At 60.5% G+C, this 13094-nt stretch carries 9 protein-coding genes and 3 pseudogenes; 6 read left to right on the top strand and 6 right to left on the bottom strand.

Annotation, left to right across the window (positions count from 1 at the left end; genetic code table 11):
• Positions 1–7: 7 nt before the first annotated feature.
• From tnpA to ACTTAG_RS08475, 4 genes and pseudogenes are all read right to left on the bottom strand, one after another.
• The gene (gene tnpA, locus ACTTAG_RS08490) at positions 8–430 is read right to left on the bottom strand and encodes an IS66-like element accessory protein TnpA (protein WP_023924132.1); all 423 of its coding nucleotides are present in this window, start codon (positions 428–430) and stop codon (positions 8–10) included.
• Between the two features lie 45 nt (positions 431–475).
• A complete protein-coding gene (locus ACTTAG_RS08485) occupies positions 476–2401 on the bottom strand; it encodes a DUF927 domain-containing protein (protein ID WP_444465059.1) in 1926 nt (641 codons plus the stop codon).
• Complete coding sequence (locus ACTTAG_RS08480; protein ID WP_444465058.1) at positions 2398–2736, bottom strand: hypothetical protein; 339 nt, start codon at positions 2734–2736, stop codon at positions 2398–2400. Before ACTTAG_RS08480 ends, ACTTAG_RS08485 begins: the two co-directional genes overlap by 4 nt.
• Positions 2737–3581: 845 nt before the next feature.
• Positions 3582–4663, bottom strand: a pseudogene (locus tag ACTTAG_RS08475) (IS5 family transposase).
• Between ACTTAG_RS08475 and ACTTAG_RS08470 the strand changes: the two are divergent.
• Positions 4657–5013 (top strand): transposase, encoded by a 357-nt coding sequence (locus tag ACTTAG_RS08470; protein ID WP_444465057.1) that lies wholly within the window; start codon positions 4657–4659, stop codon positions 5011–5013. The pseudogene ACTTAG_RS08475 and the gene ACTTAG_RS08470 overlap by 7 nt on opposite strands.
• Before the next feature lie 55 nt (positions 5014–5068).
• Positions 5069–6307, top strand: a pseudogene (locus ACTTAG_RS08465) (IS3 family transposase); the annotation flags it as partial.
• A 122-nt stretch (positions 6308–6429) separates the two neighbouring features.
• Here the strand turns inward: ACTTAG_RS08465 and ACTTAG_RS08460 are convergent.
• A pseudogene (locus tag ACTTAG_RS08460) lies at positions 6430–6699 on the bottom strand (transposase); the annotation flags it as partial.
• Positions 6700–6856: 157 nt separating this feature from the next.
• Between ACTTAG_RS08460 and ACTTAG_RS08455 the strand changes: the two are divergent.
• The 3 genes from ACTTAG_RS08455 (at position 6857) to ACTTAG_RS08445 (ending at position 10444) form a co-directional block, all read left to right on the top strand.
• Positions 6857–7885: an IS110 family transposase gene (locus tag ACTTAG_RS08455; RefSeq protein WP_444465056.1), complete on the top strand. Its 1029-nt coding sequence runs from the start codon at positions 6857–6859 to the stop codon at positions 7883–7885.
• 741 nt (positions 7886–8626) lie between these two features.
• On the top strand, positions 8627–9997 hold the full coding sequence (locus ACTTAG_RS08450; protein WP_444465055.1) for an AAA family ATPase: 1371 nt from the start codon (positions 8627–8629) through the stop codon (positions 9995–9997).
• A 9-nt stretch (positions 9998–10006) separates the two neighbouring features.
• The gene (locus tag ACTTAG_RS08445; protein ID WP_444465054.1) at positions 10007–10444 is read left to right on the top strand and encodes a hypothetical protein; all 438 of its coding nucleotides are present in this window, start codon (positions 10007–10009) and stop codon (positions 10442–10444) included.
• A gap of 227 nt (positions 10445–10671) precedes the next feature.
• Here ACTTAG_RS08445 and ACTTAG_RS08440 read toward each other — a convergent pair whose 3' ends face one another.
• Positions 10672–11718 (bottom strand): hypothetical protein, encoded by a 1047-nt coding sequence (locus ACTTAG_RS08440; protein WP_444465053.1) that lies wholly within the window; start codon positions 11716–11718, stop codon positions 10672–10674.
• Positions 11719–11867: 149 nt separating this feature from the next.
• Here ACTTAG_RS08440 and ACTTAG_RS08435 point away from each other — a divergent pair, with 149 nt between their 5' ends.
• Positions 11868–12716 carry a hypothetical protein gene (locus ACTTAG_RS08435; protein WP_444465052.1) on the top strand — a complete coding sequence of 283 codons (849 nt, stop codon included), beginning with the start codon at positions 11868–11870 and terminating at the stop codon, positions 12714–12716.
• Positions 12717–13094: the final 378 nt, after the last annotated feature.

Below are 13094 nucleotides of genomic sequence, written 5' to 3'. Positions count from 1 at the left end.
GGCAGGATCACGACGATGTCTCCCGCAATGCCGCAACCACCCGCCCAAGATGCGCCGCGTCGAAGCCGGTCGGCACGAGGATCCGCACCCCGACAATCTCCAGCTGAAGGCTCGTCTCGGGTTGATCGCCCGGCCCGGCGCCCCCGCTCACCACGATCGGCACGAGCCCGAGGGCATCATCTTCCGGCATCGGCAAAAGCCCCTCGCGCGCGGCCCGGCGCCAGGCATGCAGTTGCGGCGCCGAAACCCCATGACGCCGGGCCACATCGGCCACCGTCACCCCGTCCCGAAACGTCTCGAGCACCATTGCCGCCTTCACATGCTCGGGCCAGCGACGGCGACCGGTCGGCCCCGTCACGATGTCGATACGACCAGCGTATCCAGGATCATCACTGTGAGAACTTACGTAAGTTTGTATGTCGCTATCCATCGACGCCTCCGTTGTTACGGGCGTCATCTCGGATGACATCGCCCCTCAAACAACGAGGGCGATGGCCGGGCGCTTACGTTTCGCCAAGAATGCCCGGCCAGCATGGCCAAAATGCGTTGTCGACAACGTGCGCAAATGATCGCTGAACGCCCGCGACGAGGGAAAATCATGCAACTCCTCGAACACCCCCGAAGCTCCGGGAACATCTGCGGGCACATCAACCAGCCGGACTTTCTGCCCTGCGGTCGACCGCCGACCGCGGAGGGGATCGTCGATGAGCTCGGCGAGCGTTTGTTCGCCAGTTGCCAGCAGCATGCAAGACCAGGCTGCCGACGACAAAAGACGCCCGCGCACATCGGCCCGATTTTTTCCACGGCCGTTCAAGATCATGTAGGTGACTGCGCCCAGCAGTCTCGGATCCACCGTGCCGATCTCATCGAGCGCAAGCAGGGTTCCACTCGACCGAACAGCAATGCCCTCCAGTCCGCTGTCAGAGCCTGACCAAGAGGCGCAATAGTCGCCTCCCTCTCTGCCACCCCAGACGGCCCCGGCAACCCTGAGCAGGGTCGTTTTCCCGTCCCCAGTCGAGCTGACGAGAATGAACCCACCGGACTCAAAACCGCACGGAACCAGCAAAGGCCCGGCAAACGCGACGCAGAGTGCAAAAATCAATCGCGAGTTTCCAAGCGCGAGACGTGGAATTTCCTGCCAATCGGCGAAAGACCCGGAAACAACATAGGGGTGATCGGCCTCCCCGAGATCGCAGATAACATCGTCGGGGCCATACGATTTTCCGGGGAGTGCGAACGTCGAGCCACACCATCCCGGCACCTGAGTGAACGTGATGCGCCTTTTGGGGGTCGAAGTCAGGATATATTCTGTGAGCATTTCCAGAACGGCACGGGTCGGCACCAGTGACAGACCCTCGGAAATCAACCGTTTCGCAACGTCGGTTCCATTTCCCGCGAAATCGGCTCCAGAAACGACCAGCTGTTTTTTCTTTACGTCGGGGTCGGCGAATTCAATCATCCGTCCCCAGTCCTTACTCTTCTTGGTGCGAGCAAATCCGATCACCTCAAGACATCCGCAAATACGGATCAACTCCTCGGAACGCCTCTTTGTCCGTTTGTCATAGGTGACGACGCGTTTGAAAACCCCCTCTGGAGCGCAAACGAAATTTCCGGAATCGCCGGGATCATCTTCCGGATCAGACCCGGGAATTTGGGGCGAGAAAACTTGATCCGAGGACACGGCAAATCCCACGTCCTTGAGAATATCCGGAAATGTCTCCAGTGCGTTCAAAAGCGCATCGGCGGTCCATCCGTCCTGCTCGGCATCTGCGAGATCATATCCCTTTGGAATTTCAGTCAACGAACGCCGAATTTCCTGTCCATCCCGCCAGGAAATCGCCCCGATCTGGGCAATATCGAGCACACGCAGGCTCGTCACTCCCACGTCCCGCAAGATTTCTCCGACCGCCCCGGCATATTTGCGGCCGGGCTCGTCGTGGTCGGGGACGAGAATGCACTCTCTGCCGCGCAGTGCGGACCAGTCGGTCTGTGCGGCGGCGTTGGATCCGCCACTTGACGTCGTGGCGACGCAGCCAGGCATCAGGCGCCCCGCGGCCTCAGCCGCCTTTTCGCCCTCGGCGATGACGACGACGGCGTTGCTATCGGCAACCAAGGCGGGCAGGTTGAACAATACTCGCGGCGCCGGGGCCTGTTGATAGCGCCATTCGATGCGTCCCTCGGCCGTTTCCACACAAGACAACGGACGCATCGTTTTAGTATCCAACCCATTGACGCTACGGTCAAATCTCAGGACGTTGAAACAGATCTGCCCGCGCGCGTCGCGATAAGTCCAAACCGCCGTGGGGCGCCCCAGAACATGATGCGACATCGGGATCGGCGGGGCGTTTTCCGGGACCGGCACGACGGGACGGGCGCCATTCACAGCAGGAGAGAAGGTCATGGCGCCACCCCCAATTCGACAGCAAGCTGCCGCGCTGCTTCAAACTGACGAAGGCCGTGCAGATAAGCGTAAAGCGCGACAGGATCACGACCACGATCAGGGGTGGCAAAATCCGCCCAAAGACCATTTTGCAAGTTGATTCGAAAACTTCCAAGATGGCGATCCTGCCGCATGGGATTGAGCGCGACATATTCACGACCTTCCCTGCGCCCATTGGGCAACCAAGTCTGACAGAGGCTTTCGAGGCGCGGCAAAGCGACGGCATTGACCCGTTTGATAAGGTCAAGGCTGCTCGGCGCCGTGGCTTTTAAACGATCAGGTTTCGAGTTTTTCACAATAGTTCTCCAGCCAGGATGCGCTCGTCCTTTCGGACGACATGGATTTGTGCGAGACGTGACCTTGTAAAATTGCGAAAAACTATTTCCAAAAGCCTCCCGATGTGCGACGCTAGTCGCGCACCAGGATAATCGCCGTCCGCATTCACGATCTGCACTTATGATCAAAGCCGGCCGCGAATTTATCAAGCCGAAAAATCACCTCGGCGCATCGAACATGTGGACAACTCCATAATTCCAGCGAATTCTTCAAATTTTTTCAAATTCCGCTCCGACGATTTTTCCTACACCGCCGCCTGTTCCCGACGGGCAGCAAGACATTCACATCGTTCCCGGCCAAAATTCACTATTTTCAACATCTTGGGAAAACGTTCCCGCCGTTCCCCAGGATCCTGGCGATAACTCTGCATAAAAAGAATTCAAGTATTTAACAAAAGATCTATCACCAGCCATATCTCTGTCGAAAACAAGGGAACATTGGGAACACCGCCGCAGTTTTTTAATTTTCTTCAAGAAATATGAAAATATGCCGTTCCCCAATCCGGTTTCCGCTCCGGGAACCTGGCATATTCTTCCCCGGGGTCATTACCGGGTCAGACCGGAGCAAACTGCATTTCCGGCCCGGTAATGGGGGGAAAGCCGGAATACACGCCCCGAATTCGACGTGGACGTTCCCGGGGACCAGTTGATAGGCCGGGAACACGGTGCCAGACCCGGCGCACCCCTCACCCTGCGATACGCTGACCCTCCTAGCAAGGTGCTGAATTAGTCGGCCGCCGAGAAGGATCTTCCGTTTCCGCGAATTTCTTCGGCCGTACGCTCTGCCGGTCCTTCGCTCTTCGGCCTCAGGCGGCGAGCAGCCGCGGCAGTCGTGCAAATTGTTGGCGGCCATCGTCAGAATGAACCGCGACTGCACCCGTTCGAGGCCGCGATACATCGTCTGCGCCATCCCTCCAACCGTCTTGGCCCAGCCGAAAGCCTCTTCGATCCGCTTTCGATGCTTGAGGGAAAGGGCGTAGCCGTCGTGGCGGGTGGTGCGGCCGTCGATGGCGGAATGTCGGGCCTTTTGCGCGACATGGGGCGTGACGCAAGCCTTGCGCAGATCGCGGACGAATTCGGCAGCGTCATAGCCCCTGTCCGCGCCCAACGTCAGGCGCCGGGTCGAGCCCGGGGAATGTCGGTGGATCATGTCGAGCGCGGCCTGCCGCTCGGCGTGACCATCGGCGCGGGTCACCTCGCCCTGCACGATCAGGCCGGAGCGGTTCTCCATCAAGGCATGGCCGATGAAGCACAGCATCGCGCCGGTCTCGGGGGATTTCTTGTAAAGCCGCGCCTCTGGATCGGTGCGCGAGGCATGCGTCGCATTCGAGCGTTTCTTGCCGCGAAAGTCGATCTCGGCATTACGGTTCTGGCGGGGGCTGCGGGGCATCGGATCGGTCTTTGCTTCGGTCGTGGGGATCTCGGGGGTCGGGTTTTGCGGCGGCGGGGCGCCGGGATCCTCATCTCCGGGATCGTCTCCGGGACCATCGGTTTCGGGTGGTTCGGCCTTGGGCTGGAAGCTTTTCATGGAGGCCCAGGCCTTCACCAAGGTGCCATCAACCGAGAAATGCTCGCCCGACAGGAGCGGCGCGACCTCGCGATGCGCCAGAATTGCCGCCATGATCTTGCGCGACATCTCGGTGCTCATCAACCGGTCGCGGTTCTTCGTGAAAACCGTCGGCCTTCGGCCCGGGGCTCCGCCCGTTCAGGGCTGAAATCTGTCCACTGGACAGATTTCCGGGCGCCCTTCACCCCAGACCTGATCGTCGATGCCGAGCCCGACGAACCAGCGAAACAGCAGATTGCCCCCTGTGTCAGGAAAGTTGTCGCGGTGCCTCGATCTGAAATTGTATGCTTTGCGGGGCGAGATGGGATGGAGACGTGGCATATTCAGCTGAGAGGAAGGCGGCGGTTCTGACGAAGATGCTGCCGCCGAACAACGTGCCGCTCGCGCGGCTGGCGAAAGAGGAAGGGATCAGCCCGGGCACGCTTGCGAAATGGCGGGCCGAGGCGCGGGCGAAGGGGCAGTTTCTGCCCGATGCCAATGCCGGGCCGGAGGGCTGGACCTCGGAGGACAAGCTGGCGGCGGTGATTGGTGAGCCCCTGCGTCGCCACCGGTTCGAGACCAGGGGCGAACGCGAGTTTCAACGCGGTCGAGCTTGGCGAATACTGCCGGAGGCGGGGCATATATCCCGAACAGCTTGCGGTCTGGCGCGAGGCCTGCGCGCGGGCGAATGACTGGGAACGGGCGGCCTCGACGCGGATCGCGCGCGAGACGAAAGACGACAAGAAGCGGATCCAGCAGCTTGAACGCGAATTGGCGCGCAAGGAAAAGGCGCTGGCCGAGGCCGCCGCGCTGATGATCTTGCGAAAAAGGTGGATGCGTTCTCGGGATGACGCGCGGTCCGGCCCCGCCGGATCGGGCCGTCCGGTGGACGGACCGAAGCAAGTCATGCCCCGAGCCCCCGCGAGGGGCGGGACAAGGAGGGCGAGGACGAATGACCTCAGCCTCGGATCGCGCGGAAATTGCTGCCCTTGTGGAGGAGGCGATGCAGGCGGGGGCGGGCCGCGCCGCCGCCTGTGCGCAGATCGGCCTGCACCCGCGCACGCTCTCGCGCTGGAGCGGGCCGGAGGGGGAGATCTGCCCCGATCTGCGCCCAACGGCAGAGCGCCCGCGCCCGCCAACCGGCTGAGCGCAGCGGAGCGCGCCCGGATCGTGGAGATCTGCGCCAGCCCCGAATTTGCCAGCCTGCCACCAAGCCAGATCGTGCCGCAGCTGGCGGAGCGGGGCTTCTATATCGCCTCGGAATCCAGCTTTTACAGGGTGTTGCGCGCGTGCGATCTGAACCACCGTCGTGGTCGGGCGCGACCGGCAACACGCCACAAACCCCCGACGAGCTTCGAGGCAAAAGGCCCGTGCCAGGTCTGGAGCTGGGACATAACCTGGCTGCCGGGGTCGATCGCCGGGGCGTTCTTCTACCTCTATCTCATCGTCGACATTTACAGCCGCAAAATCGTCGGCTGGGAGGTGCATGACCGGGAAACCGCGGACTTCGCGGCCGCGCTGTTGCGCCGCGCGGTCTGGGCCGAGCAATGTTTGACCCGCCCGCTGGTGCTGCATGCCGACAATGGCAGCCCGATGAAGGGCGCGACGATGAAGGTGACGATGGAGCGGCTCGGCGTCATCGCCTCGTTCAGTCGACCGCGGGTGTCAAACGACAATCCCTTTTCCGAGGCGCTGTTCCGGACCTGCAAACATGTGCCCGGCTGGCCGCCCCGCGGCTTTGCCTCGATCGCGGCGGCGCGCGACTGGGTGCAGGGCTTCGTGAGGTGGTACAACACCGAGCACCGCCACAGCGCGATCCGCTTCGTCACGCCCGATCAGCGCCATCGGGGCGCAGAGGCGGCGGTGCTGAGCGAGCGCCACCGGATCTACGAGGCGGCGCGCGCGGCGCATCCGGAACGCTGGTCAGGAAAGACGCGGCAATGGACGCCGATCGGCTCGGTCTGGCTGAACCCGGATCGGCCGGAAACCGGGTGCAAAGGCCATGGGGGCGACGACGCGCTTCCCCACAAAGCTGGCGGCGGCGCCCCCATGGACGGGCCCGCCGAACGCGCAGCCTGAATACTGGGGATCGTGACAACTCCTTTGACAAATACCGGATTGTAGTTCATCTGCTCCATCAACTGGCGCTCGGAGCGGATCGAGAACAGGATCTGCAGAAGGCTCGCCCGGATCAGCCGTTCCGGCGCGATCGAGGGGCGGCCGAAGCGGACGTAAAGCCCCTCGAAATCGGCATCAAGGCTCGTGAGGGCGTCGTTCACCACCTGCCGGATCTTGCGAAGGGGATGCTTGGCCGGGATGCGGTCCTCAAGGTCGACATAGCTGAAAAGCGACCCGCTCGTCTCATCCGTGCCCCGCATCATGATCCCCCTCTCGCCGTGGGAAGGGGGGAATCATGTTCTGCATCCGAGGTCGAGGCCGACTATTTCAGATGGGATGGTTGCCGCCCTCCCCTGACGGCATCGCAATGTGCCAAGGTCGTGGTGTTCAACGCCACGCAACGGAGAGGACGGCAAGATGCAGGATACGATGATCGGGGTGGACCTGGCAAAGCGTGTTTTCCAGCTCCACGGTGCTTCGATGGCCGGGCAGGTGATGTTCCGCAAGAAGTTGACGCAGGATCAGTTCCACGCGTTCATGGCGCAGCATCCGGCTTGCCTCGTTGTGTTCGAAGCCTGCGGCAGTGCGAGCTACTGGGCCCGCGAAATGGCGGCGCTTGGCCATGAAGCGAAGCTGATCGCGCCGCAGTATGTCCGTCCCTTCGTCAAGCGGCAAAAGAACGATGCCAACGATGCGGAGGCGATCGTCATTGCCGCGCGTCAGCCCGAGATGCGCTTCGTCGTGGCGAAGACGGCGGATCAACAGGCGCGGGCTGCCCTGTTTCGCGGCCGCGAGCGGCTGGTCCGGCAGCGGACCGAAGATGTGAATGCCCTGCGCAGCCTGCTCTATGAGCATGGCCACGTTTTTCCCATCGGCCTTGGCGCGCTTGGACGCATGCAGGCCCTTGTGGCCGATGAGCGCGGCGATCTGCCCGGGCTCTTGCGCGAGGAATGTCAGGATCTGCTGACGCAGATTGCGGAGAAATCGGCCCGGATCGCCGCAAGGGACCAGAAACTGAAAGATCTCGCCGCCCGCTCGGAGACAGCGCGACGGCTGCAGACCATGCCCGGTGTCGGCCCGCTGACGGCTCTCGCCCTCGAGGCGTTCGGCCCTGACGTGGCGCAGTTCAAACGAGGGCGCGATTTTGCGGCATGGCTCGGCTTGGTGCCGCGGCAACATTCCTTGGGTGGAAAGGAGCGGCTGGGCCGCGTCTCGAAAGCGGGACAAGCCGATATCCGGCGTCTTCTGATCATCGGGGCCATGTCGCGGCTGGGCTGGCTGGGGCGCAGAAAGATCGGGCCAAGCTCGTGGCTGGGCCGGATGCTGGCGCGCAAGCCGAAAATGCTGGTCGCGATTGCGCTGGCCAACAAGATGGCGCGACAAATCTGGGCGATGCTGACCCGCAATGAGGATTTCAAGGATCCGGCGTCGGCTGTCGTGATCTGATCTGACCAGGGACACACGACCGACGACGGAGCCGAGGGGGTGTGAGAAGCCGACGACCTGAATGGGCACATGATCGACCAGATCCGGGCCGGGAAAACCAGAAGGACGCTGCGTGCGAAAAGCTCGCATTTCAGATTTGGACCCGCCCCGCTGATCACCATACCGGCCCGCGGCTTCTCGAAGCGCCGCGAAACGAGGCCTGAAAGAAGACCGCACTCGATCACTCGCCAACCAGATCAAAGGCCTCTTGCATTACGGGCGGCAACCAAAGAAGCCGCCCTTCTCTCGAGCTGTTCTGCGCTGCAGTCACCGAAGTCCGAGCCCGTCCTTCAGCTTCTCGACTGCCGAGACCCTGGTCAGCGCCACCGGCTCTCACCAGGAGACACATATCGGGACCTCGCAAAAGCGCATGCCGTTGCTGTTGCGGGGTGGGAATACTGCGCGGGGGCTGTCGCGGCGGCGCGAGGTGTTCTCGAAAATCAGTGAATTTTATCGAGTTCGCGATTGACACTCGAATCGAGCTGTTTCAAACTTCCGCGCATGAAACACGCATCGCACCTCATACGCATATGAAACTCTCCGGCCAATCGGCTGGATGATTTTCTGCGGGAGGTAGCACCGGTGTGCAGTCGGGCCTTATAACCCCGGGGCGCCAGATGAGCGTGATCAGCTGGGTTCGACACCCAGACCTCCTACCACATTCTTGTTTCCGCTTTTTTGCGGATCGGTAGAGGCGAAGTCATGGATCTCACCTTAAAACATCTCGGCCGGGAGGAATACGCCCGGCGCCGCCTCGAGATCCTGCTAACGCGGGAGAAGCTCCAAGAGCTGACAGATGCGGAGCACGGGGAGGTCCTCGAGCTGCAGATCGAGCTGTGTGCTATTCGCGGCCTGTCCCCCTCGAGTTTCCGGCGCCTCTGGTATTTCAAAAGCGAAAATGACCTCGATCGCCGCCACAATTCTGCGCAGGTGCTCGCCGCTCAGGAGTGCATGACTGTCAGAATGTTTCGCCGGCGCCTTGATTTGTTCGCAGAGGCGTCCACCGAAACTATGCTGACTGGGGCTATCGACGCTCTCAGACGGAGTCAGACTACCCGGGATATTCTGTTCGGATTTCGCGCGGAGTGCTCTGAGCCGGAACCCACGCCGGATGAGCCAGCGGATGGGCCGGCGGAGCCCGGCGAGACCTATGACTGGGTCATCGACGCAGATAAATTGGACGAACTCGCGGCGCCGAAGCCGAAACCCCGCGCGAAACATGAGCCCCGCAAGGCCATCGTGCATAGATACCAGAAATCTGGCGGGAAGGACGACAAAGAGCGGGACGAGTTCGCACGGAGACTTGCGGAGCCTAAAATTTTCGCAGGCCCCGGGAACGTCGATGATGTCGATGTCGTTTTCGCTGCCCTTTACGATGAATCCCCGTGGCTCGTTGAACCCATTAAACATATGTGGACCGAAGCCAGAGCGAATGCAGCAGCAGGGCAGCCTTTCGGTTTCAATCCCGCCCTGTTGTTCGGTGGTGCAGGGCTAGGTAAAAGTTACCTGACAACAGCTCTCGCGCAACTGATCGGCTGCACGGCTATCAACCTCAATGGCGGAAACATGAGTGCGGCGTTTGATATCTCGGGTGTCGAAAAAGCGTGGAGGAGCGCCGGGCCAGGGGTGTGTGTCAAAGCCATCCACGATTACGGGATCGCGAACCCGCTTGTTGTGTTTGACGAGCTGGATAAGACTCCGCGCGGTTCGAGCGGCGGCGATCCGCAGCTGGCGCTCCTGCCCCTCCTTCAGTCTGACACGGCCGAGGGTTATCGGTGTCCGTATGTGCAGGGAGTAGTCGATCTGTCGTGGGTGAACTGGCTCGCCTGCGCCAACGACATCTCGAACATTCCCAAACCTCTGCTCGACAGGTTTGCCGTGTTTGAGATCCACCCCCCGACGGGTGAGTTGCTCATGCATTTTCTCGAGCGCCGGTTCTCCGGGCTTGACGTGCCCCGGATCAAGATGATCGAGCTGAAACGCGCGATCGAAAAAGGTAGAATTTCGATCCGGGGGGCTCTTAAACTGGAAGAACGTCTTAGGGCGTTCGATGCCCGCCCCATTCTTAATTAAGGAAATCACATGACTATTTTTATCATCATCAGAACTATCGCACTTATCAGACTCCTCCAACCTGTCTGGGCTGGGCTTCTTCTCTGGACATTCCATCGAGCGTATGTTGCCTATCCTGACTATGTCTCTGTTGGTCACTTCGACTACGGACGACCTGTCGACGGGCATGCATGGATGCTCCTGGCGTCGCTGACTGCCGTTTCAATTTTGAATTTTGTATCAGTGATGATGCTGTCGATGGATGAACCGAAACTCGAATTTCGGCTTCCTCTTCGAGAATTCAGAGCGGAGCTCGGACTTCTGATTTATTTCCTCGCTCTCGCTTATGCGACGGTTTTCACACTGACATTGGTGATCGGGATCGGGTGGCTCTATATCAATCTGATGCTGGTGATCTATGTGATTATCGCGCTGCCGCTGATTGTCGCGTTGATCGCGGCTGGATGAAGATGCTTGTCTCGTCTAGCCGGGTAATGCGCTCAGATCTTCCAACCCCCCGTGTGTAGGGGGATTGGAAACTGATATTTGGATTTTTGCGCCAGCTCGAATCGGGGCTATCAAAACTCCGTCCAACCGTCTGAGAACGCTCATCGATCGTAAGCTGCGGCTGGACGGCGAATTGTTCTTGGCGGGTTCGCGCTTGGTCCGGTTCGCTGCGCGCTCGTGCCGAGCGCTTAAATGCGCCAGTTCACGCCAACCTGAACCCCGCTGCGATCGAATTCATCCGCGCTGGAATTGGTCTTGAACACACCGGCAGAAACCGAGAGCCGTTCGTTGATCGCACGCGTGACTGTCAACGACAGGTTCCGGTCTTCCCGCGGCTTGCCGAGAAACATCCCGCCCGCGTTTTCCTGCCATTCGACCTCGAGAGAGGTCAGTTTTCCGGCAATCGGTTTCGTCACGCCGAAACTCACGCCGCGCTTCATCACCATCCGGTCTTCGACCGATTTTCCGAGATCGATGCCGATCGTCGTGACGGTCGCATTTTCCCAGGCGGACAGAAGCTTGAGTGACGCCGTCGGCTGGGTGAATCCGTCTGGGCCGAGCAGGCGATCGAAACGAACCTCGCCAGTTGCCTCATGAACGCCATCAGCGGCTGCGAAAAGTTTCGACAGACCGGCTCTGGCCGCCACATGCGCTTCATCGCCCAGATCGACCGATTGCCAGGTCGCCTCGACGCATCCATGCAAGTAAAGCGACGAAGAGGCCTTCTGTCGCAGGCATGCCTGGGCACCAGCCTGGTGTTTCTGCAGCTTTTCCTCGGGAGCATAGCCGAGAGAACCCCCGGCCTGAGCCTCGAAGGCCAGACCATTCCCGAGACCCCGGATATGACGCATGTCGGCAGAGGCTCCGACCAGGATCCCGGCCGCAGCGACGCTTTCCTTGTCGATCAGAAACTTGTAGCCCCCCACGGATATCGTGTCGAAAGGCACGCCGCCGTTGAGGTTGCTGTCATAGCGCAGGAACGGTCCGACCCGGGTATCCGTCTGATGAAAGCCTGCCACCACATCATGTCCGGCATCGGCCAGAACTTTTCGGGCGGCAATTTTTGCATTGTCAGGAAGGCCCGGTTGATCGAGAGCGAAGGCGAGAAGACGCGGAGAGCCGGACATCATGGCCCCTGGGAGAACGTCTTGTGGCCCCGCCGAAGCGGGCAGGACGGAGAAGGCGTAAGCGGCGGTAAAGACCATGAACGCGATCAAACGGGACAGAAACGGCATACGTACTCCTTTTGGCGCATCAATATCTTTCTTGTTTGCGGTATTTGTCGCAGGTCAAGAAAAAACTGGTTCTTTTTTGAGGATTTTTTTGTTTGCCAAACGGAATTGAACACCAAAAAGAAGGGGTGAAACGAGAAAAGGAGATCCGAATGTCGACCCCTCTCAAACTCGCCGCGCTTCTTATCACCGCGTCCATGCTCTCCGCCTGCGGAGGGGGCGGTGGCGGTGCTGATGGCGGCGATCCGGTCAAGCCGCCGCCGACGCCGCCAACGTTCAAAACGACTGCTGAAATGGCGGCGTTTGCGGAAAAAGGAACGCCGACGGTGATGAAGTGGGTCAAGGACCCGGAGTCCAAGGCTCTCTTTGCGGTGCCGGCATCGAACAACACCTATACGGCGGTTAGCACGCCGTGGACCCGTGTCAAGAACTGCTCCAACGGTGTTTGCGTGCAGGTCGACCGTCTCGCCGGAAACGATATCGGCTTGGTGCAATACACCCATGGCGGGCAGGATTTCATCTATGACCTGACCGGGAAGCCGGTGGCGAATATCAAACTGCCGGACGGGTCATACCGCGGTCCGATGGAGCTCCGGTATCGCCGGACCCCGGACGGCCAATGGGAACTCGGGACGGGCGACATGGCGATCGAGCTGGACATGGCCAAGGGCTTGGCGCTGATGGGCGGAATCGTCGACTACAAGGCGTCGGACGGCAGCGACAGCTCGATCCAGGTGTTCGCGAACGCCACCGTGGAAAATGGCGAACTTGTGGATAATACGGCCCATATCAACGTCGACAATTATGGCGAAGATCCATTGACTGGCGTAATCACCGGCGGTGTTGACGCTGAATTTTTCGAAGGCGAGATCAATGGCCTCCTCTCGCATGGGACGAATTCCGACGCCATCATCGGGACGGTGAACGGCGCCTCGAACTCCGGATTTCAGCTGAGCGGCGGGTTCATCTCCGTGTCGTGCCTGCCAAGCGCATGCAGATGACAAAACGAAACGGGGCTGAAAAACCGGCCCCGTTTTTCAATGGAGAGACGCCTTTCCTTGCGTAAACGATGGTGTTGCGTCGATCAGGCGTCGCCTCTCTTTTTAAAGAGAGGGATGTTTTCCACGGTGGGGCGACGACGCCTCTTCGCGTGGGAGCGGGCCGTCCAGACCGGGGTTCTGTCCGGGGTCTACAAGCTTCACAACCTCAAAGACGCACAGGCTAGAGGTTTGACTATATTCTGGGGGCATGTATGGATAGCTCCCGCGTGACAAGGGGGTCTGTGATTTTCGGCAACTGGTCGGGTGCGGCCATGTATTCGGCGTCTCGTCCGCGGTGTGCCCGCGCGCCCTGATGAACGTCCGCATGAGGCTCGGGTC

Origin of the sequence: Rhodobacter capsulatus (assembly GCF_052363185.1) — a bacterium.
Classification (GTDB): domain Bacteria; phylum Pseudomonadota; class Alphaproteobacteria; order Rhodobacterales; family Rhodobacteraceae; genus Rhodobacter; species Rhodobacter capsulatus_E.
The sequence above is the reverse complement of the archived record's forward strand: the minus strand, read 5'-3'. Positions and strand labels throughout refer to the sequence as shown.